The following is a 26740-nucleotide window of genomic DNA, read 5'->3' on the forward strand; positions in this document are numbered from 1 at the left end:
TAGACTCCGAAATTTTTTTAATCTTTACTAATCTGAGATTGAACGAGTAAGGACAGAATTAGCCTTCTAATACAGCTAAAATGTCAGACTCTTTCATGATAAGAAGTTCTTCACCTTGTACTTTTACAGTTGTACCTGCATATGTACCGAACAATACTTTGTCGCCAACTTTTACATCTAAAGCGCGAATACCGTTGTCAGTGATTTGGCCATTACCTACAGCAATAATTTCACCTTGTGCAGGCTTTTCAGCTGCTGAACCTGGCAATAAAATACCGCCAGCGGTTTTCGTTTCTTCTTCAACACGACGAATAACTACACGGTCATGTAATGGACGAATGTTGCTCATAAATAACTCCATCAGACTAAGTCTATTAAGATGACTGATGACGACTTATTTATTCCTTTGGTCATCATCAAAATGATTTTAGATGACACTTTTGTGGGGATGGAAAATAGGGCTTCAAGGGCAGACTTTAAAAAAAATCATCTTTTTTGTATTTTTTTTACGCAATATGAATGATTCGTTGCTTAATTCAGCAATTCAAACCAATTCAAACGCTAAATGTTGAAGACTAAATTGATAATGTCGGACATCTGCCTGCGCATCGATGACATTAAAACTATTGCTCAAAGCATGATGTAAACGATAAGAAGTTGCGGTACCAGCATGAATATCGAGTACAGGATGCCCGACTCCCAAATGGTATAAATAATTTAAATCGAATACTGCTGACTGATGCAAATGACCATGCAACAGTGCCTTTAAACCACTTTTGCTCCAAATATCTAATGCCATCCGTCCAAGTACAGGACAATCTTTAATGTCATGCGGATCTTCTGGTGATGCATAAAAAGGCTGATGCGCTGCAATAATTTTTATTTTATGTTCAGGTGCACGCTTTAATATTTGATCAATCCGCTGAATTTGCTCTAGAGAAATATGTCCGCGCGTATGGTAACGACGGCGAATACTGTTAACCCCAATCATATAAAAGTGCTCAGTTTCCAACGTCATTTCCATATTGCCAAAAAACAATTGGTAGCGCGTAAAGGGATTAAAAATACGATCCCAAAGATGGTACAGCGGAATATCATGGTTACCCGGCACCACCAAGTAAGGACAATTCAAACTGTCGAGAAATTGTTTACAGTGAAAAAACTCAATGTAGCGTGCACGTTGGGTTAAATCCCCACTCACAACCACCAGTTCGGGCTGTTGTTCACGGCAAAACTGCTGAATTGCCGTGAGACATTCAGGTCGCTCCGTACCGAAATGTAAATCAGACAGATGGAGCAACATAGGGCACCATCATCTTAACGGCATTTTTTTGCACCGTGATATGCAGGGGTGGACGCATTTCTACAATTTCACCATCCAGTGCAACCGTTAATTTTTCACGTCGTGAAAAGACTTTGACATCATCTGCTGCAAAACTATACACATCAGGCGCTTTTTCTAATTCACCCCGAATTAGCTGTAATAACATCCGAAATAGGGTCAACTTATCACTTTTTGCCACCACTACGCCTGCAACTTGCCCTTGCTCTGCACATTTGGCAATACGTAATTTCATTTCTGCTAACTGCAATTGATTATTACCAAAAAAGATTAAAGGCGTTTTTACAGGATAGGTTTTACCATCCACTTCCACCTCCAGTTTCAATTCTTTACGATCACGAATCAATACATCCAAGCCCGAAGTGTAGGCATGCAAAGGAAAACGCCCAAACTTGGCATTGTAGAGTTCACGACGTTGAATGAATAAAGGATATAAGCCCAAACTAGCATTATTTAAGTAAATTTGATCATTAATTTTAGCTACATGAATGGAGCGTATCTGCCCTGTAGCAATCACTTCAGCCGCTTGCATAATTTCAAGGGGAATATTTAAAACCCGCGCCACATAATTAAATGTGCCTAAAGGTAAAATACCTAAAGGAATATCGGTTCCGAGTAAGGCTTTGGCAACTGCATTTAAAGTACCATCACCACCCGCCGAAACAATCACCCCCATTTCATTGGAAGCAGAATGGCGCTGAATAATGGATTGCATCAAAGCAGGAAAATCGTTTTTTTCGCCAAGTTCAAAAGCCTGAATTTCGAAACCTTGCTCTGTAAAATATGTCAGCAATTGTTCATAGACTTGTTCTTTATTGTTGGCATGAAAACCAGAGCGTGCATTGTAAATAATGGAAAGAGGTTTTAAATTCATCCCGCAAATTCACTTCTATGAAGTATTTGCTCTAATTTTGTCCAATTTATCACCAATTAACAATGCCCTTATGCAAAATTCAAATTACCACCATTTATTTAATCAATAATAATTCTCATAAAAAAAATACACGTAAGTTATTGTATGTAAAGAACATAATTTAAATAAATAATTTCCATAAACAAAATAAATACAAATAAATTTTTAAAATAAAAATACCAACACAATGATTTATAAAGAAAAAATAAAAATACAATGCAAATTATCAATATCTACAAGTAGATACGGGTGTCTTATTTTTTTCATCGTTTTGTGCTTTAATACTGCCACTTTTTTTTACTTTCATCTAGGTAACCTGATTACTTAGATTGGACTTTGTACAAAATTTGTACACTTTTAAGATAGGCCTCACCATGACCCAAGTGAACGCACCAGAATTCGTTCGTCACCCTAAGCTTATTGCATGGGTTGAAGAAATTGCGAAATTAACCAAACCAGCAAAGATTGAATGGTGTGACGGCAGCGAAGAAGAATATCAACGTCTTATCGACTTGATGATCGCTAACGGCACTATGCAAGCTTTAAACCAAGAAAAACACCCTGGTTCTTATCTTGCAAATTCTGACCCTTCTGACGTTGCTCGTGTTGAAGGTCGTACATATATCTGTTCTGAAAAAGAAGAAGATGCAGGCGCGACAAACAACTGGGAAGCTCCTGCAGAAATGCGCACGCGTTTAAATGGTTTATTTGACGGTGCTATGGAAGGTCGTACAATGTACGTTGTTCCTTTCTCTATGGGTCCTTTGGGCAGCCACATTGCACACATCGGTATTGAATTAACAGACTCTCCTTACGTTGCTGTAAGCATGTCTAAAATGGCACGTATGGGTAAAGCCGTTTATGACGTTCTGGGTACTGATGGCGAATACATTCCTTGTGTACACACTGTAGGTTCACCACTTGCAGCAGGTCAAAAAGATGTTGCATGGCCTTGCAACCCTGAAAAATATATCGTTCATTATCCAGAAACTCGTGAAATTTGGTCATATGGTTCTGGCTACGGCGGCAATGCATTATTGGGTAAAAAATGCTTAGCACTCCGTATTGCATCTGCAATGGGTCGTGAGCAAGGCTGGTTAGCTGAACACATGCTCATCCTTGGTGTAACGAATCCTCAAGGTGAAAAACACTACATCGCTGCAGCATTCCCTTCTGCTTGTGGTAAAACAAACTTTGCAATGTTGATTCCGCCAGCTGGCTACGAAGGCTGGAAAATTGAAACTGTAGGTGACGATATTGCTTGGATTAAACCAGGTGAAGATGGTCGCTTATATGCAATTAACCCTGAAGCTGGCTTCTTCGGTGTTGCGCCTGGTACAAATACCAAGACCAACCCGAACTGTATGGCAACACTACAAAAAGACGTGATCTATACCAACGTTGCTGTAACTGATAGCGGCGAAGTTTGGTGGGAAGGTCTTTCTAAAGAAGCGCCTACAAACCTTACGAACTGGAAAGGTCAACCTCATACAGGTACTGAAAAAGCAGCTCATCCGAATGCGCGCTTTACAGTTGCTGCTGGTCAATGCCCTTCTATTGACGCTGACTGGGAAAATCCAGCTGGTGTACCAATTTCTGCGTTCATCTTCGGTGGTCGCCGTGCAGACACAGTTCCATTAATCTCAGAAGCATTTGACTGGGTTGATGGCGTATACAAAGCTGCAACTATGGGTTCTGAAACTACGGCTGCTGCTGTGGGTCAACAAGGTGTTGTTCGTCGTGATCCGTTTGCTATGCTTCCGTTTGCGGGCTACAACATGGCTGATTACTTCTCTCACTGGTTAGAACTTGGTGCAGAAGTTGAAGCAAAAGCAAAAGCTGCTGGTAACAAACTTCCAGGCATCTACAATGTAAACTGGTTCCGTCGTGATGCTGAAGGCAACTTCGTATGGCCTGGTTTCGGTCAAAACATGCGTGTGCTTGAATGGATCATTGATCGTTGTGAAGGTCGTGCAAGCGCTGTTGAAACTCCAATTGGCTTAGTCCCTACTTACGAACAGTTAAACTGGACTGGTTCTGATTTCACTAAAGAACAATTTGAGCTTGTAACTTCTCAAGATAAAGATCAATGGATCAAAGAAATTGAGAGCCACACTGAATTGTTCAATCAATTAGGTGACCGTTTACCAGCTGCACTTAAAGCTCGTCAAAACGAACTTCTAGAAGCGGTTAAGCAATCTGCTTAAATACTTAAAAAAAACTTAAGATTAAAGACCGCGTTAGCGGTCTTTTTTCAACCTATTTTAATAAATTTATAACTTTTATAACTTCACAACTAAGCATAAAAAGGGGAAATCCATGCTAAAAACACTTACATTAACGACAACCGTCTGCTTACTCAGCTTATCAAGTATTGCTATGGCCAATACTGAAACTGTAGAACAATCAGCTCCTCATATCTGCGCAATCAAGGGCACACCTGATTCTAGCCAATTTAAAATCATGAAACGCATCAAAGTAGCGAAAGGTACTTATGGTAGCGTTGAAGAACTTTATCCACGTTTTGCAGAGCGTACGCACCAGGTTGGTGGTAACGTAGTCATTAACTACAATGCCAGTCAAAGATTTGGTTTCTGGCCTTGGCGTATTGTACGTCCAGTTATATGGGGTACAGCCGTTAAATGGAATACGCCTGTAAACTGCCAACAAATTGGTGGTATCGAAATCTAAATGTAGAAAAGCCGCTGAAGCGGCTTTTTTTTAACGGGTCAATAACCAGCTTTTTCAAGAGTTTAAAGCCAATCATTTGTATAAACTCAAATGATATTAAGCTGCTATCTCTTGTGCGCGACGTTTATGTAAAGCAAGCAAATATTCATCCAATCGAGCAATCTGGTCTGGGTCAAATTTTAAATACAACTTGGTACGGCGTTTTAAAATATCTTCACTACTCACTGCCCATTCGTGAGCCACCAGATAGTCGAGCTCCTGTTGATATAACTCATGTCCAAAGTGCTGCCCAAGCGCAGAAATACTCTCACAACCATCCAGCATCTTCCAAACACGCGACCCATAAGTATGTATCCAACGCTCCGCAAGTGATTGAGTTATATCTTGTATACGCTGTTGTAACTCTTCAACCAAACGTGTTTCGTCAAAAAAATTTTCTCCACCTGGTAATAAGGCTTTGGCAGTCCAGTCAGGTTTTAATTTATTAAAAAATGGCTTGAGTTGATGCATGGCAGATTCTGCCAGTTTACGATAAGTCGTAAGCTTGCCTCCATACACGGAAAGCAATGGTGCATGCTGCTGGTGAGTCAATACCAAGGTATAATCACGGGTCATGGCAGATGGATTATCAGACTCATCATCACACAATGGACGAACACCTGAATAAGTGGCAATAATGTCATGACGCGTCAATTGCTGCTGAAAATGTGCATTCATGACCTGCAACAAATAATCAATTTCACTTTCTGTAATGTCTACTTGATCAGGATTGCCCAAATAACGCTGATCCGTAGTCCCAATCAGGGTGTATTCATCTAGATATGGAATTGCAAAGACAATTCGTTGATCATCATTTTGCAGAATAAAAGCCTTATCTCCTGTATAAATCTTCGGTACGATAATATGGCTACCTTGAATTAATCGAATGCTATAAGACGCCTGCATTTTTAAATCTTGCTGGATAAATTCAGTGACCCATGGTCCTGCAGCATTCACCAATACTTTGGCGCGAACAGTAAAGATCCCTTGTGTATTTTGTAATTGTACGGTCCAAACGTTTTGCTCTGTCTGCGCTGCAATACAACGTGTCCGTGTGTGTATACTGGCCCCATTTTCATGAGCTTGCATTGCATTCGCAACAACAAGACGCGCATCGTCGACTGCACAATCCGAATACTCAAATCCTTTCACAATTTCAGGTTTAAATAGACTGGTTTTCGGATCAAAATTGATTAGATTGGAACCCGCTAGCTTTTCCCGTTTACCCAAATGATCATAGAAAAATAAACCTGTCCGAATGAGCCATGCAGGCCGTAAATGTGGACGATGCGGCATAATAAAGCGCATGGCACGAATCAGGTGTGGTGCTTTTGCCATCAAGACTTCGCGCTCTGCCAAAGCCTCCCGTACTAGACGAAACTCTTTATGCTCTAAATAACGCAAACCACCATGAATCAATTTGCTACTGGCTGATGAGGTATGACTGGCTAAATCATCCTTTTCACACAACAAAACAGATAACCCCCGCCCCGCGGCATCGGCAGCAATACCTGCCCCGTTAATTCCTCCGCCTATGACGACCATGTCATATAAATGATGTTGATCCATGTTTAGGCTCCTCTTATTTTATGTGCTTCAAGCAACTTTTATTTTGTTTATAGTGTTCTCTACTTAATCCTAACAGAAAACCCAAATTGCAAGGCGTTTATTGTCGGACCATTGCCATAAAATACGTTCTATACAAAATCCTTCAACATAGCTCATCAATCTTGGATGACTCAATCCCGACTACTCCCTTTATTGCGACTAAAGTCGAATGCGAAATGTAGCGCATGAGCGTATAAAGAAATGTGAAAAGTAACATATTATTTCTTTTATAAAATACATGTTTTTAAGTTTTTAACCCCCAAAAAGAACTTAAAAGAATGTGTTTTGCCACTGCTCTGGAATTTCTTGTGTCAAACTCATCCCCACAAATTGCGCACACGCCATTTGATCGAAAAACACGTTTTAAATCTATTTTAGGTGGCTCCGCTGGTAACCTTGTGGAGTGGTACGATTGGTATGTTTATGCAGCCTTCACACTGTATTTTGCGCCCGTTTTCTTTCCCGAGGGCAATGAAACTGTCAAGCTTTTACAAGCGGCAGCTGTATTTGCCTTAGGCTTTTTAATGCGCCCGATTGGTGCTTGGATTATGGGCATCTATGCAGATCGTAAAGGGCGTAAAGCAGGTTTAACCCTATCTGTATCCTTGATGTGTGTGGGCTCCCTTATGATTGCCTGTGCCCCATCTTATGATACTGCGGGCATGTTAGCACCTGCAATTTTACTCTTTGCGCGACTGCTGCAAGGACTCAGTGTAGGTGGTGAATATGGCTCGAGTGCGACTTATTTAACAGAAATGGCGGGTAAAAATCATCGCGGATTTTTCTCTAGTTTTCAGTATGTAACCTTAATTTCAGGTCAACTCATCGCTCTATGTGTGCTGATTATTCTGCAACATACACTTTCTGAACAAGCATTACATGCATGGGGATGGCGTATTCCCTTCCTGATTGGTGCCATGTTAGCGATTGTGGTGTTCTGGATCCGTCGTGGTTTGGTTGAAACCCAATCTTCAAAAGAAGCTCAAGAACAAGCCAAACAAGGTGGACCAAAATCAGGGGCGATCGAGTTATTTACCAAGCACCCTAAAGCCGCTTTTACCGTCATTATGCTGACTGCGGGCGGCACACTCGCATTCAATACCTTTACCACCTACCTACAGAAATATTTGGTGAATACTTCTGGTTTTGACAAAAGCACTGCCACTGAAATCACCACAGCAGCCATCTTTATTTTTATGCTGATTCAACCTGCAGTAGGCGCCTTGTCCGATAAAATTGGGCGCAAACCCATTATGATCGCTTTCGGCATTTTTGGCGTACTCTTTACCGTACCGATTTTCAATCGTCTGGGAACAACCACAGACGTGACAACGGCATTTTTACTCTGCATGAGCGGGATGATTATTGTGACAGGCTATACCGCGATTAATGCGGTTGTAAAAGCTGAACTATTTCCACCCCATATTCGCGCTTTAGGTGTTGCACTACCTTATGCGATTGCCAATACCATCTTCGGTGGTACCGCAGAATTGATCGCTTTAAGTTTTAAAAATGCAGGCCATGAAAGCTATTTCTTTTATTATATTACCATCATGATCGGCTTATCTTTAATTACCTATGTGTTTATGAAAGACACGAAAAAACACAGTTTAATTACCGATCATTAATCACCCTTATAGCCGCTCTCGACCATCCTGATTTTTGTTACAGGAGGGTCGTTTTGCTTTGAACTACATCGTTATTTTCACATGCTTATGGCATACTGTGCCCAAGAATAAAACACGGAACTTTCACCATGAAAAAAACGTTTCAATTTTTAGGGCTTAGTTTTATCGTTGTGGGGCTTGCAGCCTGCCAAAGCACGCCTCAACAGTATAATGGTCAAGTCGGTTACCGTGTAGAAAGCCAAACAGCGGACTCTGCAACCCTCGCGTATACCCTTGCTGGTCGTCAAAATCAGGACCTAGATGCCAAAAAACTACAACGCGCTTGCCAAAAAGTTTTAGGGACAAATAAAACCTTTAAACTGCAAATTTTAAGTGTGAACGAAGTCGCTAACCCTGCTGCGATGGCATCTGATAGTTATGGTCGTCAGATTGGTAACTCACGTACTTCTATCGGGCTCAGCAACACGCCAGACCTACATAATGGCGAAGACTACGCAACACGTCAGGCTTTAGAAGCGCGTCCAAGTACTTTGCGTATTGTGCGCTATAGCTGCTCATAAAATCAAAATCTTATAAGACGCTATGCGTTATAGCGTCTTATAAAAGCTCACATTGCGAAACTCTTTTGCTTCATCCAAATCAGGCCAAGTTGTGGCACTACGCTCATCAATTTTCATATATTTTGGATGGCTAAAATTTTTCACTCGACTGTCTGCCACCCAAACTTCAGGGGCAAACTTTAAGAATTCGTCTAAGAAAAAACGGTTACATTGATCATATAAGACATCCGCTGCTAACAATACATCGACTTGTTCTGATTGATACAGATCATCTAAATATTCCAGTTCGACCTGATTCAAAATCGCATTCTCCTTACACGACTCCAAACTCACCTTATCGATATCACAACAAATCACACGTTTCGCACCCGCCATTTTGGCAGCAATCGCCACCACGCCTGAACCCGCACCGAAATCGAGGACTACTTTATCTTTCACATGATGCGGCTCTGCCAATAACCACTGCGCCATTGCTAACCCCGAAGCCCAGCAAAAAATCCAGTATGGGGTTTCATTCCAAATACGACGAATCACCTCATCATCTAGACGATCTGTTGGAAAGACAGGTGGAATGAGCCACAAAGAAATAGGTGTTTCTGGCAACTGTTGCGCCGATAGCTCCGCCTGAGGAATGACCTCATGTAATGCAACCAATAAGTGTTGTGGTGCTTTCGCCATTTGAAAAGTACAGCTCATTAAATTTATAAACCTTTAATGCTACGCAAAATATGCATCGTTCAAAAACAGCAATTTAAATACTGCCATCGCTGTCACTAGAATCAACAGATCAGGCGATCATAATCTAGCTGCACATGACTGAAAAGTAATAATCCGCTGAGTAAACCTACGCACTCACGCAAAGTGGCTTAAACAGAAGATTTTCCGACTAAACCTAAAATTCTCCTAAATGAAATCTATCCCATAAAAAAAGCTGTATAGTTTTATGCTATACAGCTTTTTAGAAGCGTACTTAAAGTATTAGCCTAAAGCTTTCTCAGCGGCTTCAACTGTTTGACGAATTAAAGTCGTAATGGTCATTGGACCTACACCACCTGGAACAGGCGTATAAGCAGATGCAATCTCTTCAATACCCACCAATTGAATGTCACCTACACCACCGCCATCACGTGGATGGAAGCCTGCATCAACCACAACAGCGCCTTGCTTAATCCAGTCTTTTTGAATCAGCTCAGCTTTACCTACCGCGCCCACAATAATATCGGCTTGTTTAACAAACTCAGAAAGGTTTTGAGTACGTGAATGGCAAATCGTGACTGTAGCATTTGCTTCCAATAACATTGCCGCCATTGGTTTACCTAAAATTGCAGAACGGCCAACAACTACAGCATGTTTGCCTGCAATTTCAATGTTGTTTTCTTTTAGGATGGTCATAATTCCCGCTGGTGTTGCAGAACCATAAGCCGCTTCACCCATTGCCATACGACCATAGCCAAGGCAAGTTACACCATCTACATCTTTTTCTAAAGAAATGGCATCGAAACATGCACGCTCATCAATTTGCTCAGGCACTGGGTGCTGCAACAAAATACCGTGCACATCAGGATTCGCATTTAATTTTTCAATTTCAGCCAATAATTGTTCCGTTGTTGTTTCTTTCGGCAGTTCAACTTTTAATGAATCCATACCTACACGGCGGCAGGCATTTCCCTTCATGCGCACATAAGTCGCTGATGCACCATCGTCACCAACCAAAATCGTTGCCAAAATTGGGGTACGACCTGATTTTGCTTTTAACGCTTCAACGCGGGTTAACAAGTCAGTTTCAATTTGTTTAGCCAATGCACGACCATCTAAAACTAATGCCACAGCACATCTCCAAGGTAGATATGAATCAATTTTGCAAATAATACATGATTATTTAGGCAATTTTATTCTACATGCTGATTTTATGTGCATATGCACAATTTAAAGTATTGTAATTTTTTTAAAGGTTGTTAATATGTGCATCAACAAGACATGGCGGGGTGGCAGAGTGGTCATGCAGCGGACTGCAACTCCGTGTACGCCGGTTCGATTCCGACCTCCGCCTCCAATCTTGTTAAAACGCCCGGGTGGTGAAATAGGTAGACACAGGGGATTTAAAATCCCCCGCCCTCAAAGCGTGCCGGTTCGAGTCCGGCCCCGGGCACCATTTTAATACTTCTTAAAATGGTGCAATAAAGAATCCAGCGAAAGCTGGTTTTTTTATGTCTAAAAATCCCCCTTATTCACAATCAAGCGATTAAAGCAAAATTCAGCTCAGGCATTGATTGTGTTTTAATTATTTTACTTCACGAAGTCTCTCATGATTGCTGCATATAGGTTTGCAACTCTTGAAAGAAATTCTCTTTTAAATTGTTGGGTTTCAAAATTTTTACATACGGAATCCAGTAACGCACAAAAGGTAAAAATTGCATTGAATGAGCCATTGAAAATAGATAAGTGTAAATTGCCATTTTCCATTTCATTGTGGATGGTCTGTTTGGGAAATTGTATTACATCTTCAGAACTGCAACCTTTTTCCATATCTGATAGCTAAGTAATCCTTGTAAGAATAGTGGCTCAGGACTTAGAAACATTCCCCTATACCTACTAGCTACGCAATAACAAACAAGAAAACAACAACTCATAAAAATTTATGCAAATTATGCGATGACACAGCAATCATTTGCATACCCCCAACAGATCACATTTTTTAAATATGCTATTTGTTGGCTAGGTTATGTCATGATTTTATTTCACGATCAGATTTTATACTCCCTTAAATCGATTTTAAGATCATTTAAACAAAAAGTGCATTTCTGATTTATAATGCTGTAACTTTCAAGTACTCATTTTTATGGTCAGTGATAAGCAGGCAGCACTTTTTTTAAAGCCGTTACAAATGCAGTATCCCGCAGCATTTAAACGTAACTTTGTATTTTACGGCATGCTCAAAACCAAAGGTTTAATGGACGAAATCAAAGAGTTTATTCCTTGGATTTTAGCCATTATGATTTTTGTTTCCCTGTCCCTAAGCTTAGGACATTATTTCGAAATCCATTTTCCCCGCTTTACCCCCTTTCAAGCGCATGGCTTTGCTGTATTGTGCTTTATGTTGTTATTTATGCTGTATGTTCCGCTTGTACTTAAACAAATGAAACACAGCTCAAGCTCCTGTTATGAACAACAACAACATGCACCCGTTAAAATTGCAGCATTAATTATTCTACAAGCCATCAATATTGCATTCGTAGAAAGTACTTTTCTGCAAATTGTGCTGTTTTTCTTTGCCATGGGTTTTGGCTTTGTGAAGTTTTACAAAGAAAATCTATTCCGTAATAGCGCAACCCATGTTGGGCTGTATTACCTTCAAGAGTTAAGACGTTTTAACTTCTGGAGTTATAAACAAACAATCAAACTCAAATTTATTCTAAAATTTACTGGAAAAGATACTGAAAAATATCAGCAAAAATTAACACAATTACAGCACTTTCATGCTTTGCATTTAAAATCTATGCATATGGAACAGCAACTTTGCCAAACACATAAACATCAAGATTTAGAAAATTATCTGGATAGCTTGATGTAATAAAAAACTGGGATTTTTCCCAGTTTTTTTATCATTGCACTTAAGCCGATTGCGGTAAAGATTCCAGCACTTGAAGCTGTGAGTTAAATATCAATTGATAGCCTCTGGTTTCATCGACCATATAGCTTTTTTCCTTAATACTATTAACAAAGATCCAATCGGATTGCATGCTCTGTTCAGTAAAACTCACCAACAAATAGCCACGCTGATTCAAATTACAATAAGCTAAATCGTTAATCAGCGTTTGGAAGGCGTATTCAAATTGCTGTAATTGTGCCAAAGGAATACTTAAATATTTTTCCAAGCCCGGTGAAGACACAGAGCTCGTCGCCAATTCGACACCAACCAAGTCTTGATCCTTGCTCAGCAACTCAGAATACCAAGCATTATGCGTATCCCCAGCCAAGACCACTACTTTCTTATTCAGTGCTTTCAGCGTGGCATACAACACTTCTCGTTCATAAAAATAACCATCCCATGCATCCAGATTATAAGGTGCCAGTGTATTAACCCGCGCCTTTTCCAAATCTGTCAATGCAGGATCACCTGCTTGTGCGCGTAACTTAATGCTCACTAACTCCGTAATTTGCGCATTCATTTTTGTGAGCGTTTCAGCACTGACTGTACCACTGGTAATTTCCGCCAAAGATAATAGCAATTCGGCTGGAATAAACATTTTTGACATTAGAATTTGCTGCCCCAATACGTTCCACTGCGCATTGCTTTGCATCATTTTCTGCAACAACCAATCACGTTGCTCATAACCAAGCAAGGTTCGGTCTTGTGCTAACAAATCTTGCTGAAACTGCACCGTATTTAAGCCCTGAGCCGTCATATAATTGGCATAATCCAATTGCTGATCACGCGCAATAATTCGAGTGTCCAACATGGTGAGCTGTACCAGTGAACCAAAATCAAACTGACGATAGATATGTAAATGATCATCTTCTGAAACAGGACGAATAGGCATCCATTCGAAATAGGCCTGTAATGCTGCCAGTTTCCGATCAGAAAATTTACCTTCATTTTGCGCCTGAGCTGTTGCCTCAGTATGATTCTCCGCGCCATTACGCCACGTATCATTGGCCAGCTCATGGTCATCCCAAATCACAATAAAAGGATGTCTCTGATGCAATGCTTGTAAATCCGTATCTTGACGATACAAAGCATAACGTTTGCGATAATCTTCCAAGCTCAATATTTCTCGCTGATTATCTGCTGCCAGCAAGCGTCCTAACTTTTCCGAATCTTCGGTCGCATAACCATTTTGACCATATTCATAAATATAGTCCCCAAGATGCAGTACCACATCAACATCTTGTTTGGCCATTTCACGATAAACATAAAAATAGCCCGCAGGATAATTTGAACAAGAACAGATGGCTAATTTCACCTGATTGGTTTGCGACGGCAAGGTTTTGGCTTGCCCAATCGGTGAAACTGCCTGCCCAAAGCGGAAGCGATAGAAATAACGCTGCTGTGCGTGTAAGCCAGTAACATCGACTTTTACGATAAAGTCTTGTGCTGGGCTGGTTTGCACTTTACCCGAGGCATAAATTTGGCTAAATTTTTCATCGCTAGAAATTTCCCAAACAATTTCTAATCGAGCTGACATATCGCTAGGCGTGGCGCGTGTCCAAATAATCACTCGGTCTTGTAAAGGGTCACCACTGGCAACACCATGTTTAAACTGAACACTCACACCCGAGCCAGAAGAATGATCCGAGTCATCCCCACATGCGGTGAGCGAAATAGGTAAAGAGACTGCACCAAAACCAGCTAAAGTTTTTTGAATGAGTTCACGGCGCGTTAAAGTATTTGTCATTTTTTTAATCCACTACAAACGTGAGTTAAAAATAGGCAATAATTATTTAATGATGATCTCAATTACATGAACATATGATGACAATAAAAATCAGATTGGCTTTGAAATTGTGATTTTTTTGAGCACAAGCTTCTGAATTGTCTAAAAATAAAGCAAATACAAAGAAATAGTCTTGCAAAGAATAAATTCGTACTCTATTATTGCGCTCATGCCCGGGTGGTGAAATAGGTAGACACAGGGGATTTAAAATCCCCCGCCCTCAAAGCGTGCCGGTTCGAGTCCGGCCCCGGGCACCATTTTAATATTTCTTAAAATGGTGTAATAAAGAATCCAGCGAAAGCTGGTTTTTTTATGTCTAAAGTAAATAAAAAAAGAGAGTGTTACCACTCTCGATTTACAATCAACTCTTCCATTTCCACATCGAAATGACCATGCTCTTGTACCACCATCATCATTGCTTCAGCAATATAATCCGCAGCAGTATCATCCAAGGATGAATCTAAATCTTCAAATTGTGGCTTCATTTCATTAATGGCCACAACAGTTTCATTTGCAAAACGATAAATTTCAGCTGTGCTTTCTTTTACCTTCGCAACTTTCTTCGCAAATTGCACAATACATTGTTGTACTTCAGCCACCAATACATCGGGGTAATAATCATCGTCAAACATTGGAAGAAGTAAATCTGCAAACATACAGCCACTCAAAACTACTTATAAACGCGAGCCTGTATAGCATAAAGATGAACATTTACCAAATAAAAAATGGGCAGTATAAATACCACCCAGTTGTCTTTATATCAAAATGACGTGAATGCTTAAGGTTTTACAGGCTCAGCACTTAAGCTTTTCGCGGTTTTCACCAAATCTAAAAATTCTGCACGCAAGCCAAATTCATCTGGTTGAGCTGCGCTTTGGGCTAATTTTAAAATATCATCCCACTTCATATTGGCATTATATTGCCCACCACGTAGCTGTTGCGCATAGGATGCAACCGCAATGGCAAAGCGAGTATCTGAAGATGCCTGTGTCAATGCCAGACTGCGTGCAGGGACAGGTTGACTCAGTAAAATACTTTGGCTTTGTTGTGGTTGTTTATAACGTACATTCACATAAGCGTATTCTTGTTTATTGGCTTTGGATGAATTCATTGGTGCTTGATAGCGTGATTCATTCAACCAACCTTTCTGACCTACAGGAATAATTTCATATAAGGCTGTGACGGTATGTCCAGCACCAATATCTCCCGCATCTACACGATCATTATTAAAATCTTCATTATTTAATACACGATTCTCGTAGCCAATTAAACGGTATTCTTTAACCGTGGCAGGATTAAACTCGACTTGGATTTTTACATCTTGAGCAACTGTTGCCAATGTTGAACTCAGTTGTCGCTGCAATACTTTTTTTGCTTCACGCTCATTATCAATATAACTATAGTTGCCATCGCCTGCATCAGCGAGCTGCTCCATCAACTGTTCATCATAATTGCCTGTTCCAAAACCAAAGGTAGAGAAAGAAATCCCTAATTTTCTTTTCTCAGCGATCATCCCCTTTAAGGTTTCAAAATTGGTAATTCCAACATTAAAATCACCATCCGTTGCAATTAAAATTCGATTGATACCACCCTGAATATAAGACTTTTGTGCTTGCTCATAGGCCAATTGAATTGCCCGCTCTCCCGACGTTGCTCCACCTGCTTTTAATCGATGAATGACTTTTAAAATTTTATCCTTGTCGGCACCAGAAGTCGGTGCCAATGCCAAATCCTCGCCGCTCGCATAGGTCACAATGCTGACTTTATCTTGCGGGCGCAATTGTTCAGTGAGTAAGGTTAAGGTCTTTTTGACCAAAGGCAGTTTATTGTCATCATCCATACTTCCCGAAACATCCACCAAAAATACCAGATTGGCTGGTGGTAATTGCTTCATGTCCAAATCTTTCGCTTTAATGCCAATTTTGATAATTTGAGCATTCGGCTGCCATGGTGAATTCACGACTTCCGTATTCACAGAAAAAGGGTGTCGACCCGTTGGATTTGGGTATTGATAATTAAAGTAGTTCAGCATTTCTTCAATTCGAATCGCATCCACAGGGGGCAACCGACCTTCATGTGTGAGAAAACGTCTCACATTGCTATAACTCCCCGTATCCACATCAACACTAAAAGTCGAGATAGGCTGTTGTGCGACCGTATGTACTGGATTGATTTCTAATTTCTGATAATTTTCAGTATTCTCAGCTAATTGAGGCATACTTTCATAAGCATTTACCATTGATGGTGCAGGCATTCCCACTCCCACCGCTGCCATTTTACTCATGGACATCTGTTGAGAAGGCATTTGCCCACAAGCTGCCAACAACAAACCACTCAGGCTCACAACCAACAATTTCGGTTTCACAATCATCATTATTCCCGTGTTATTTTAATTTCAAATATTTAACAAACTCATCTACATCTTTACAGCACATACTTACTGCATGGCAACCCAAAAAGATAAAAGCAATAATCCTTTTATCTCTTTAAAAAAATCAATCAACCACTAAGCCAATTGCATCGCTTGCCACACTTTAATTGCATCCGACATTGCCTTGACATCATGTGCACGCACCATGCATGCACCTTGCTGAATGCTGAGTAAATGCGCAGCGACTGAACCTACTGCGCGTTGTGCTGCATCAGCACCACCCAACGCTTCACCAATAAAACGCTTACGTGATAATGCCGATAGAATTGGATAACCCATTGCATTCAACTTCCAAAACTCCTTGAGGAGTTTTAAGTTTTGCTGGGCATTTTTGGCAAAACCAAAACCCGGATCAATCAAAATATGTTCAGGCTTAACCCCCGCAACCAATGCATCATCAATTCGTTGTTGTAGTTCAACCATCACATCTTCCGTGACATCTTGGTATTGATCCAGATTATTCATGGTCGTTGGCTCACCACGCATATGCATAATAATAATTGGTATATTCAGTTCAGCCGCAGTTTGAAGAGCTTGAGGGCGAGTTAATGCACGCACATCATTCCAAATATGGGCACCTGCTGCTACAGCCGCACGAATGACCTCTGGTGCTGAAGTATCAATAGAAATAATCACATCATGTTGTGCAAGTGCTTTTACCACAGGAATCACACGTCGAATTTCCTCATCCACATCAACGATTGCTGCCCCAGGACGTGTAGACTCCCCACCCACATCAATCACAGTTGCCCCCTCAGCGATCATCTGTAATGCACGTTCCACTGCTGCGTCTTTGGTATTATGCAACCCACCATCACTAAAAGAATCAGGCGTCACATTCAAAATACCCATCACCCTTGGGATAGACAAATCTAAACTTAAACGACCACAGGTTAAAACGCGATTTGGCAAGGGCATAAGTTGCATGAAGACACTCCAAAAACAAGTAATGCTAGTGTAACAATTCAAGGTGATCACAGGCTGAAAAGTTTTAAGTTAAACTCCACTCAAAACAGCAGCACAAAAAAAGAGCCTCATGTAGAGACTCTTTTTTATTAACTTTTAAACTTAATTTGCTGGTAATGGCGGTGGAGTAGATGGACCATTAGTTGGCGTCACATCAATCACTGGATTTTCTGCCACATACACTTTTGGTGGTTGTGGTTCACGACCTTCCATAATGTCACGGATCTGTTCACGATCAATGGTTTCCCATTCCATCAAAGCTTTTACCATAGCATGTGCAATATCTTTGTTATTTTCTAAGACTTCACGTGCCACACGGTACTGCTCATCCAAAATACGACGTACTTCTTCATCTACTTTTTGTTGTGTAGCTTCAGAAATAGTACGGCTGCCAACATTACCAAAGAAACCATTTTGGTTTTCATCTTCATAAACCATCACACCAAGCTTGTCCGACATACCATATTTGGTCACCATCGCACGTGCCATTTTGGTCGCACGCTCGAAGTCGTTCGAAGCACCAGTAGACTGCTGGTTAATAAAGATTTCTTCAGCAATACGACCACCAAACAAGATTGAAAGTTCATTCAACATCTTGTCTTTATAATGGCTAATTTGGTCTTGTTCAGGCAACTGCCATGTCACACCCAGTGCCCAACCTCGTGGCATGATTGTAACTTTATGAACTGGGTCTGTACCCGGCAAGATTTCTGCAACAATGGCATGACCTGCTTCATGGTAAGCCGTTGCACGACGTTCTTCTTCACGTAGAACCATCGATTTACGCTCTGGTCCCATGTAAATTTTGTCTTTCGCATCTTCAAAGTCATGCATATCCACCGTATTTTTATTACGGCGAGCAGCAAACAATGCAGCTTCATTCACCAAGTTTGCCAATTGTGCACCAGAGAAACCTGGCGTACCACGTGCAAGAACTTTTAGATCTACACCCGTTACCGAAGGTAATTTCTTCAAGTGCACATTTAGAATTTGCTCACGACCTTTAATATCAGGAAGACCTACCATCACTTGACGGTCAAAACGACCTGGTCGTAGTAATGCTTTATCCAATACATCCGCACGGTTGGTTGCAGCAATGACGATAATACCCTCATTACCTTCAAAACCATCCATTTCTACCAACATCTGGTTAAGGGTTTGTTCACGTTCATCGTGCCCACCACCTGTGCCCGAACCACGATGACGGCCTACCGCATCAATTTCATCAATGAAAATGATACATGGCGCATGACGTTTCGCTTGTTCGAACATATCACGGACACGTGATGCACCAACACCGACAAACATCTCAACGAAGTCAGAACCAGAAATACTAAAGAAAGGAACTTTCGCTTCACCTGCAATGGCTTTTGCAAGCAAAGTTTTACCTGTACCTGGTGGACCCACCATCAAAACGCCTTTTGGAATGGTTGCACCTAGACGTTTAAACTTCGCAGGATCTTTCAAGAAGTCTACAATTTCAACCACTTCTTGCTTTGCTTCATCACAACCCGCTACATCCGTAAATGTAATTTTAATTTGGTCCTCAGAAAGCATTTTTGCTTTTGACTTACCAAAACTCATTGGGCCGTTTTTACCACCTGCTCCGCCACCCATGTTGCGCATAAAGAACATGAATAACAAAATGATTAAAAGTACAGGGAAGCTTGCAATCAGAAGTTGCATCAACAAACCTTGACGTTGTGGTGCTGTTCCTTCAACGACAACATTGTTTTTAATCAGGCTAGGCATCAATTCAGGATCTTGCACCGCTGGACGGATACTCTCAAATTCAGATCCATTTGATTTAGTGCCACTAATTCTTTCACCATCAATTGTGACTTGCTTAATTTGACCAGCATTCACCGCTGTAACGAACTCTGAATAGTTCATTGCAGTTGGCTTATCACGGTCACTGATGTTGCTGAAAATCAAAATCAGCACACCTAGTATAATGAGCCACAACACGGCATTCTTGAAGAGATCGCTCAAAGCTTTATTCCCATATCAATCTAATTTGATCATGCCCAAGGATGGGTGACCTTAATAATGTAAGCTGTAAACCCAGCTGTTCAATAATGTAAAAAAGTACAAAATGCACAATTTTTAACGCGTTGGCAAGTAAACTTTACTTCAAAGCCTTCTTGCGCCCTTGGCCGATTAAAAAAACTTCTTTCGAACGAGCACGAGATGCAGCCGGCTTAGCCGTCTTCAACACGTCAAAACTATCGACCACTTGTTTACGGAATTCGTCAAATCCAGTGCCTTGGAAAACTTTCACCACAAACTGCCCTTTCGGTCCTAAAACTTTATTGGCAAAATCGAGTGCAAGTTCACAAAGGTAAATTTGGCGAGGTTGATCTACAGCCTTATTACCAGATGTATTGGGGGCCATATCTGAAATTACAACGTCAACAACACGCCCATTTAAAATTTTTAACAATTTTTCGAAGACTTCTTCCTCACGGAAGTCACCTTGTAAAAAAGTTACGTCTGGTAAAGCATCCATTTCTAAAATATCTGATGCAATGACTAAACCTTTGTCACCGACCAGTTTTCCTGCGATTTGAGACCAACTCCCTGGAGCAGCTCCCAAATCCACCACGGTCATACCGGGCTTAATAATTTTATATTTTTCTTGAATTTCCAATAATTTATAAGCAGCACGCGCTCGATAACCTTCCTTTTGCGCTTTTTTCACAAAAGGATCATCAAGATGTTCTCTCATCCACGCACGACTACTTTGGGATAATTTTTGGTTGGTAATGCGTGTTGCCATAACTCTCTTTGCGTATAAAAACTTCTAATTTTTTATTGTACGTGAAAAACCAAGTGCTTGCAGTATACATCTGTATCTAAATCGACTTTATCCTGCTGTTTTTTTCAATCAACAAGATCGATTATTTCAACCGCTTTAACTCAATTTTGCTATACTAGGTCGTTTTTAAAATTAGGTTATCTTTCATGGCGGCTTTATCTATTCAGGAACGCAAGCGTTTACGTCAAATTGGTCATGCACTTAATCCTGTAGTAATGATTGGTGGTCAAGGTTTGACTGAAAATGTCGTTGAGGAAACTAACCGTGCATTAAATGATCACGAACTCATCAAAGTAAAAATTGCTGGTGAAGATCGTGAAGCACGTGTAGCTGTTATTGCTGAAATCGCGCAAGTGACAAGCGCAGAAGTCGTGCAAACGATTGGTAAAATTGCCCTGCTTTATAAAAAAGCAAAGCAACAAAATCCAAAACTTTCGAACCTTGTTCGTCATGCTCATTTATCTAAGTAATTTCGATTTATGGCAAGCTACGAGCTCAGTGCATTTGATCGCCGCTTTCAAGCGATTTCAGTGGTCGGCGCGATTGAATCTGTCAGCCCTTTTACACTAAATGTCGGCTTTTGGATTCGTGACCCGAATCAGTGGATTGAGTGGCCTGCATTGGTTGCTGCTCACCCACGTCAGGATTTTCTTTGGGAAAACACCTGCTTTGAGATTTTCATTGGCGTAAAACACGAAGATTTTTATCGTGAAATCAATTTATCGCCTTCTCAAGCATGGCAAGTTTATCAATTTGAAGAATATCGCTATCCAGAAGATATGCCGCCACATGCTGCATATGATATTGAGTTAAATCAACTGAAGCGCACACATTATGGGCTAAATGTCAGTGTAGATTTAACGGAATTTATGCTGAAACATAAATTGAAATGGTCTGACTTATTTATCGGCTTAACGGCGGTGCTAAAAACTGCGCAAGGTGAACAGTTCTACGCTATGCAGCATAGCAGTCCAAATGCAGACTTTCACAACAAGCGTGATTGGCTACATCAGTTCTAAAGCACTTCAACTCCTCTCCTTTTGCAAGGAGAGGTGAAGCTTGCAGCTTAAAGGTTCTTATTTACTCACACGATCAAGATACTTCTTTGCTTGACACTTTATTCCAAGCTTCTAGCGTATGCTCTTTAGAACGTTTAAAAGTTTCAGTGAGTTGATCTTTATGCTTAACCGAAATCTGACTCACATCATCCTTTAGCTCTTTACCAAATTTACTCAAATCCTCAATTACAGCATTGACTTCAGTTTTTACAAAATCTTTAAGCTCAGTTAAATCTTTCGGAGATAGATTTAATTGTGATTTCAAACTTTCGATACGCTGCAATACATCTTCTTTCAACTGTCGAATTTGATCTTGCACTGTCGCATTTAATTGCTTCGCTTCTTCAGTCACTTTCTCTTGAGTCTCAGTGACTGCTTCGGTTACTTGCTGTTTAGCCTGTTTTGCGACTTTCTCAAGTTTTTCTGAACTTTCAGACACAACCACTTTGAGTGATTCTGTCGCTTCAGCTGGTTTTTTTTCTACTGTCATAATGCATAACCTATTCTTATTTAGTGGGAAGGCTCCTAGCTTAACTGGACTTGATCAAATTTAAATCTTGATTTGTCAGACAATTATTAATTGCTTACATTTTTCATTTTGTTTAACAAAACAGCTTTTAAATAAAAGCAAGCCTTTTATCTTTTTATTCTTTCGCTTTTGCGTGGACTTCTTCACACTTGGTGCGTATAATGCTCTGTTAAGTTACAAGCGAGCAGACACAAGGGAGGGTAGGTTTTTTTAGGGCCTTCCTTTTTTTTCGTCTACTCGCTTTTTTACAGCCCTATTTTTGTGGTTTTAATTCAGGAGCTTTGGTTTGAGCATCCCCGCCATTTTAGCCCTTGCCGACGGTACAATCTTTAAAGGTACCTCTATCGGCGCAACGGGTAGTACGACAGGTGAAGTCGTTTTTAACACAGCCATGACTGGCTATCAAGAAATTTTGACCGATCCAAGTTATGCACAACAACTTGTGACGTTAACCTATCCGCATATTGGTAATACGGGTTGTAACTCTGAAGATGCAGAGTCAGGACGTATTCACAAAGTATGGGCAAACGGTTTAATTATCCGTGACTTGCCTTTATTGCATAGCAACTTCCGTGCAGAACAATCTCTAGGTGAATACCTTGCAGAACACAATGTTGTTGCAATTGCCGATATCGATACACGTAAATTGACTCGTATTTTACGTGCCAAAGGTGCTCAAAACGGTTGTATTCTAGCTGGCGAAAATATTACTGAAGAAGAAGCTTTAGCAAAAGCTCGTGCATTTGGTGGCTTAAATGGTTTAGACCTTGCAAAAGAATGCTGCGATCCTGAAGGCTTTGAATGGACTGAAGGTTCTTGGGTTCTTGGCCAAGGTTTTACTCAACCTGAACACAAATTCCATGTTGTTGCATACGACTACGGTGTCAAAACCAACATCTTACGTATGCTTGCAGACCGCGGTTGTAAACTCACTGTTGTCCCTGCGCAAACTCCTGCTGCTGACGTGCTCGCATTGAATCCAGATGGTGTGTTCTTATCGAACGGCCCTGGCGATCCAGCTGCATGTGACTACGCAATTGAAGCTGTAAAAACAATTGTAGAAGACGCTCGTAATTTACCTGTCTTTGGTATTTGCTTGGGTCACCAAATTCTTGCACTTGCCTCAGGTGCAAAAACTGTGAAAATGCCTCACGGCCACCACGGTGCCAACCACCCTGTTCAAAACATGGAAACTGGTACAGTGATGATTACTTCGCAAAACCATGGCTTCGCAGTGGACGCAGACACTCTTCCTGCAAACCTGAAAGCTACGCACAAGTCATTATTCGATCAAACTCTACAAGGGATTCATCGTACTGACAAACCAGCGTTCAGCTTCCAAGGCCACCCAGAAGCAAGCCCTGGCCCGCATGACTGTGCCCCATTGTTCGATCATTTCATCAAACTTATCGAAGCATCTAAGAAGTAATTAAGGAAGCGATCATGGCTAAACGTACAGACATTAAAAGCATCTTAATTATTGGTGCAGGTCCGATTGTGATCGGTCAAGCATGTGAGTTTGACTACTCTGGTGCGCAAGCGTGTAAAGCCCTTCGTGAAGAAGGTTACCGTGTTATTTTGGTGAACTCTAACCCAGCAACCATTATGACTGACCCTTCAATGGCGGACGCAACTTATATTGAGCCAATCACTTGGCAAACTGTTGCTGCCATTATTGAGAAGGAACGCCCAGATGCAGTTCTTCCAACGATGGGTGGCCAAACAGCATTGAACTGTGCCCTTGCACTTGATGAGCACGGCATTTTAGAAAAATTCAATGTTGAATTGATTGGTGCAACCAAAGAAGCAATCGAAAAAGCGGAAGACCGTAAACTTTTCGATATCGCGATGCGTAAAATTGGTCTTGAATGTCCAAAAGCTGACATTGCAGAGTCAATGGAACAAGCTTTAGAAATTCAAGCACGCTTTGGCTTCCCTGTGATTATCCGTCCATCATTCACGATGGGTGGTTCAGGTGGTGGTATTGCATACAACCGTGAAGAATTTATTGAAATCTGTGAACGCGGTTTCGATCTTTCTCCAACCAAACAATTATTAATTGATGAATCTTTAATTGGTTGGAAAGAATATGAGATGGAAGTTGTTCGTGACAAAAACGACAACTGTATCATCGTCTGTGCGATTGAAAACTTTGACCCAATGGGCGTGCACACAGGTGACTCCATCACTGTTGCTCCTGCACAAACCCTAACCGACAAAGAATACCAATTGATGCGTAATGCATCTTTAGCAGTTCTTCGTGAAATTGGCGTAGAAACAGGTGGTTCTAACGTTCAGTTCGGTATTAACCCGAAAGATGGCCGTATGGTCATCATCGAGATGAACCCGCGCGTATCACGTTCTTCTGCTTTAGCATCTAAAGCAACAGGTTTCCCAATTGCGAAGATTGCAGCTAAGCTTGCTGTAGGCTATACGCTTGATGAATTGAAAAATGACATCACTGGCGGTACAACTCCTGCATCATTCGAACCTGCGATTGACTACGTTGTCACCAAGATTCCACGTTTCAACTTTGAGAAATTCCCACAAGCTGAAGCAATTCTGACCACACAGATGAAATCTGTGGGTGAAGTTATGGCGATTGGTCGTAACTTCCAAGAGTCTTTGCAAAAAGCACTTCGTGGTCTTGAAGTGGGTACATGTGGTTTTGATGAGAAAATTGAAGTGGGTGCTGATGGTGCACGCGACAAAATTCTTAAGGAACTTAAAGTTCCAGGTCCAGAGCGTATTTGGTATATCGGAGATGCTTTCCGTCACGGCTTTACTTTAGACGAAGTATTCGCTGCAACGAATATCGATAAATGGTTCTTGATTCAAATCGAAGACATCATTAAGTCTGAAGAACAAATCAAAACTTTAGGTTTTGGCGACTTAAATGCAGACAACATTCGTGCATTTAAGCGCAAAGGTTTATCAGATCTTCGTATCGCAGATTTGATGGGCATTTCACAGAAACAATTCCGTAAACACCGTTGGAATCTTGGCGTAATGCCAGTCTACAAACGTGTCGATACGTGTGCGGCAGAGTTTGAATCTGATACTGCCTACATGTATTCAACTTACGATGACGAATGTGAAGCGAACCCATCAACCAAAGAAAAAATCATGGTGATCGGTGGTGGTCCTAACCGTATTGGCCAAGGGATCGAGTTCGATTACTGCTGTGTACACGCAGCCCTTGCAATGCGTGACGATGGCTACGAAACCATCATGGTGAACTGTAACCCTGAAACCGTTTCTACAGATTACGACACTTCTGATCGTTTATACTTCGAACCAATTACACTTGAAGATGTACTTGAAATCGTACGTATCGAGAAGCCTAAAGGCATTATCGTACAGTACGGCGGTCAAACACCTTTGAAATTGGCTCGTGCACTTGAAGAAGCTGGCGCACCAATTATTGGTACATCACCTGATGCAATTGACCGTGCAGAAGACCGTGAACGTTTCCAACAAATGATTCAACGTCTGCAACTTCGCCAACCCAACAACAGCATTGTAAAATCTGCTGAAGAAGGTATGGCTGAAGCATCTAAGGTCGGTTATCCACTGGTTGTTCGCCCATCTTATGTATTGGGTGGCCGTGCAATGGAAATCGTCTATAACGATGAAGAATTGAAACGCTACTTACGTGATGCCGTTCAAGCATCAAATGAAGCACCTGTTCTTCTTGACCATTTCTTGGATGATGCCATTGAAGTGGACGTAGACTGTGTATCTGACGGTAAAGATGTGGTGATTGGCGGTATTATGCAGCACATTGAGCAAGCAGGTATTCACTCTGGTGACTCAGCTTGTTCGATTCCTCCGTACTCGCTTTCACAAGAAGTTCAAGACGAAATGCGTCGCCAAACTATTGCTATGGCCAAAGAACTTGGTGTAGTCGGTTTGATGAACGTTCAGTTTGCGGTAAAAGGCAACGACATTTATGTACTTGAAGTGAACCCACGTGCATCACGTACTGTTCCATTCGTATCGAAATGTATTGGCGAATCTTTAGCAAAAGTTGCTGCACGCTGCATGGCGGGTCAATCGTTAGAATCTCAAGGTTTCACCAAAGAGATTATTCCGACTCACTTTGCTGTGAAAGAAGCAGTTTTCCCATTTGCTAAATTCCCTGGCGTAGACCCAATGCTTGGCCCTGAGATGAAATCTACAGGTGAAGTGATGGGTGTAGGTAAAACATTTGGTGAAGCATTCTACAAAGCTGTGCTTGGTTCAAATGAGCGTTTGCCTGGTTTACCGACAGAAGGCGAAGTGAAACACGCGTTCTTGTCTGTACGTGAATCTGACAAAAAGTACATTGTTGATATTGCGAAAAAACTCGTTTCTTTCGGTTTCAAACTTGTAGCAACTGGTGGTACACATGATGTACTTAGCCAAGCAGGTTTAGCATGTGAACGTGTAAATAAAGTAACCGAAGGCCGTCCACATATTGTAGATCGCTTGAAAAATGGTGAAATACACCTTATTGTCAATACCACTGAGGGCAAACGTGCTCAGTATGACTCAGCAATGATCCGTCGTGCTGCGTTACAAGGTAAAGTGTATTACACAACCACCATTAACGGTGCTGAAGCAGTTTGCCAAGCATTTGGAATCCAATTACCAATGGATGTATATCGTTTGCAAGATTTACAACCCGTAGTTTAATTCGTTTCCGATAAGTCCCGCCCCCTTATCGGTGGCGGGCTTTTT

The 26740-nt window shown here is 41.1% G+C and carries 22 protein-coding genes and 3 tRNA genes; 12 read left to right on the forward strand and 13 right to left on the reverse strand.

Annotated elements, in window-relative coordinates; genetic code table 11:
- Nucleotides 1-58: 58 nt before the first annotated feature.
- From groES to E0H87_RS03415, 3 genes are all read right to left on the reverse strand, one after another.
- Nucleotides 59-349 (reverse strand): co-chaperone GroES, encoded by a 291-nt coding sequence (gene groES / locus E0H87_RS03405; protein ID WP_116763434.1) that lies wholly within the window; start codon nucleotides 347-349, stop codon nucleotides 59-61.
- Between the two features lie 195 nt (nucleotides 350-544).
- Nucleotides 545-1303 (reverse strand): metallophosphoesterase family protein, encoded by a 759-nt coding sequence (locus tag E0H87_RS03410; protein ID WP_131322316.1) that lies wholly within the window; start codon nucleotides 1301-1303, stop codon nucleotides 545-547.
- Complete coding sequence (locus E0H87_RS03415) at nucleotides 1284-2216, reverse strand: diacylglycerol/lipid kinase family protein (protein WP_131322317.1); 933 nt, start codon at nucleotides 2214-2216, stop codon at nucleotides 1284-1286. Before E0H87_RS03415 ends, E0H87_RS03410 begins: the two co-directional genes overlap by 20 nt.
- 413 nt (nucleotides 2217-2629) lie before the next feature.
- On the opposite strand from E0H87_RS03415, the gene E0H87_RS03420 reads away from it, so the two are divergent.
- Together E0H87_RS03420 and E0H87_RS03425 are read left to right on the forward strand one after the other, a co-directional pair.
- Complete coding sequence (locus tag E0H87_RS03420) at nucleotides 2630-4462, forward strand: phosphoenolpyruvate carboxykinase (GTP) (protein ID WP_131322318.1); 1833 nt, start codon at nucleotides 2630-2632, stop codon at nucleotides 4460-4462.
- 112 nt (nucleotides 4463-4574) lie between these two features.
- The gene (locus E0H87_RS03425; RefSeq protein WP_131322319.1) at nucleotides 4575-4946 is read left to right on the forward strand and encodes a hypothetical protein; all 372 of its coding nucleotides are present in this window, start codon (nucleotides 4575-4577) and stop codon (nucleotides 4944-4946) included.
- Nucleotides 4947-5042: 96 nt separating this feature from the next.
- On the opposite strand, the gene glpD is transcribed toward E0H87_RS03425, so the two are convergent.
- Nucleotides 5043-6554 (reverse strand): glycerol-3-phosphate dehydrogenase, encoded by a 1512-nt coding sequence (gene glpD / locus E0H87_RS03430; RefSeq protein ID WP_131322320.1) that lies wholly within the window; start codon nucleotides 6552-6554, stop codon nucleotides 5043-5045.
- Nucleotides 6555-6901: 347 nt separating this feature from the next.
- Here glpD and E0H87_RS03435 point away from each other — a divergent pair, with 347 nt between their 5' ends.
- Together E0H87_RS03435 and E0H87_RS03440 are read left to right on the forward strand one after the other, a co-directional pair.
- Nucleotides 6902-8221, forward strand: a complete 1320-nt coding sequence (locus E0H87_RS03435) for an MFS transporter (RefSeq protein ID WP_131322321.1) — start codon at nucleotides 6902-6904, stop codon at nucleotides 8219-8221.
- A gap of 128 nt (nucleotides 8222-8349) precedes the next feature.
- Entirely contained in the window at nucleotides 8350-8781 is a 432-nt protein-coding gene (locus E0H87_RS03440) for a hypothetical protein (protein ID WP_131322322.1), read from the forward strand.
- A gap of 27 nt (nucleotides 8782-8808) precedes the next feature.
- On the opposite strand, the gene E0H87_RS03445 is transcribed toward E0H87_RS03440, so the two are convergent.
- Together E0H87_RS03445 and folD are read right to left on the reverse strand one after the other, a co-directional pair.
- On the reverse strand, nucleotides 8809-9477 hold the full coding sequence (locus E0H87_RS03445) for a class I SAM-dependent methyltransferase (protein ID WP_131322323.1): 669 nt from the start codon (nucleotides 9475-9477) through the stop codon (nucleotides 8809-8811).
- 282 nt (nucleotides 9478-9759) lie between these two features.
- Nucleotides 9760-10608, reverse strand: coding sequence for a bifunctional methylenetetrahydrofolate dehydrogenase/methenyltetrahydrofolate cyclohydrolase FolD (gene folD / locus E0H87_RS03450; RefSeq protein WP_016167035.1), 849 nt, complete (start codon nucleotides 10606-10608; stop codon nucleotides 9760-9762).
- Nucleotides 10609-10760: 152 nt separating this feature from the next.
- On the opposite strand from folD, the gene E0H87_RS03455 reads away from it, so the two are divergent.
- The 3 genes from E0H87_RS03455 (at nucleotide 10761) to E0H87_RS03465 (ending at nucleotide 12352) form a co-directional block, all read left to right on the forward strand.
- Nucleotides 10761-10834, forward strand: a tRNA-Cys gene (locus tag E0H87_RS03455).
- Between the two features lie 13 nt (nucleotides 10835-10847).
- Nucleotides 10848-10933: transfer RNA gene (locus E0H87_RS03460), tRNA-Leu, on the forward strand.
- 687 nt (nucleotides 10934-11620) lie between these two features.
- Nucleotides 11621-12352 carry a hypothetical protein gene (locus E0H87_RS03465; protein WP_131322324.1) on the forward strand — a complete coding sequence of 244 codons (732 nt, stop codon included), beginning with the start codon at nucleotides 11621-11623 and terminating at the stop codon, nucleotides 12350-12352.
- Between the two features lie 40 nt (nucleotides 12353-12392).
- Here E0H87_RS03465 and E0H87_RS03470 read toward each other — a convergent pair whose 3' ends face one another.
- On the reverse strand, nucleotides 12393-14177 hold the full coding sequence (locus tag E0H87_RS03470; RefSeq protein ID WP_131322325.1) for an alkaline phosphatase D family protein: 1785 nt from the start codon (nucleotides 14175-14177) through the stop codon (nucleotides 12393-12395).
- A 210-nt stretch (nucleotides 14178-14387) separates the two neighbouring features.
- Here E0H87_RS03470 and E0H87_RS03475 point away from each other — a divergent pair.
- Nucleotides 14388-14473 (forward strand) — tRNA-Leu (locus E0H87_RS03475).
- A gap of 84 nt (nucleotides 14474-14557) precedes the next feature.
- Here E0H87_RS03475 and E0H87_RS03480 read toward each other — a convergent pair.
- The 5 genes from E0H87_RS03480 to rlmE form a co-directional block, all read right to left on the reverse strand.
- Complete coding sequence (locus tag E0H87_RS03480) at nucleotides 14558-14872, reverse strand: DUF5713 family protein (protein ID WP_131322326.1); 315 nt, start codon at nucleotides 14870-14872, stop codon at nucleotides 14558-14560.
- A 122-nt stretch (nucleotides 14873-14994) separates the two neighbouring features.
- Nucleotides 14995-16587 (reverse strand): vWA domain-containing protein, encoded by a 1593-nt coding sequence (locus E0H87_RS03485; RefSeq protein ID WP_131322501.1) that lies wholly within the window; start codon nucleotides 16585-16587, stop codon nucleotides 14995-14997.
- 135 nt (nucleotides 16588-16722) lie between these two features.
- On the reverse strand, nucleotides 16723-17574 hold the full coding sequence (gene folP / locus E0H87_RS03490) for a dihydropteroate synthase (RefSeq protein WP_131322327.1): 852 nt from the start codon (nucleotides 17572-17574) through the stop codon (nucleotides 16723-16725).
- 141 nt (nucleotides 17575-17715) lie between these two features.
- Nucleotides 17716-19605, reverse strand: a complete 1890-nt coding sequence (gene ftsH, locus E0H87_RS03495) for an ATP-dependent zinc metalloprotease FtsH (protein ID WP_131322328.1) — start codon at nucleotides 19603-19605, stop codon at nucleotides 17716-17718.
- 136 nt (nucleotides 19606-19741) lie between these two features.
- Complete coding sequence (gene rlmE, locus E0H87_RS03500; RefSeq protein ID WP_131322329.1) at nucleotides 19742-20392, reverse strand: 23S rRNA (uridine(2552)-2'-O)-methyltransferase RlmE; 651 nt, start codon at nucleotides 20390-20392, stop codon at nucleotides 19742-19744.
- Nucleotides 20393-20577: 185 nt separating this feature from the next.
- On the opposite strand from rlmE, the gene yhbY reads away from it, so the two are divergent.
- Nucleotides 20578-20901: a ribosome assembly RNA-binding protein YhbY gene (yhbY, locus tag E0H87_RS03505; protein WP_131322330.1), complete on the forward strand. Its 324-nt coding sequence runs from the start codon at nucleotides 20578-20580 to the stop codon at nucleotides 20899-20901.
- A gap of 9 nt (nucleotides 20902-20910) precedes the next feature.
- Complete coding sequence (locus E0H87_RS03510; RefSeq protein WP_131322331.1) at nucleotides 20911-21450, forward strand: DOMON-like domain-containing protein; 540 nt, start codon at nucleotides 20911-20913, stop codon at nucleotides 21448-21450.
- 73 nt (nucleotides 21451-21523) lie between these two features.
- On the opposite strand, the gene E0H87_RS03515 is transcribed toward E0H87_RS03510, so the two are convergent.
- Complete coding sequence (locus tag E0H87_RS03515) at nucleotides 21524-21979, reverse strand: hypothetical protein (RefSeq protein ID WP_131322332.1); 456 nt, start codon at nucleotides 21977-21979, stop codon at nucleotides 21524-21526.
- Between the two features lie 325 nt (nucleotides 21980-22304).
- On the opposite strand from E0H87_RS03515, the gene carA reads away from it, so the two are divergent.
- Nucleotides 22305-23447, forward strand: a complete 1143-nt coding sequence (carA, locus tag E0H87_RS03520; protein WP_131322333.1) for a glutamine-hydrolyzing carbamoyl-phosphate synthase small subunit — start codon at nucleotides 22305-22307, stop codon at nucleotides 23445-23447.
- A gap of 14 nt (nucleotides 23448-23461) precedes the next feature.
- Nucleotides 23462-26695, forward strand: coding sequence for a carbamoyl-phosphate synthase large subunit (gene carB / locus E0H87_RS03525; RefSeq protein ID WP_131322334.1), 3234 nt, complete (start codon nucleotides 23462-23464; stop codon nucleotides 26693-26695).
- Nucleotides 26696-26740: the final 45 nt, after the last annotated feature.

This window comes from Acinetobacter sp. ANC 4178 (assembly GCF_004331175.1).
GTDB lineage: Bacteria > Pseudomonadota > Gammaproteobacteria > Pseudomonadales > Moraxellaceae > Acinetobacter.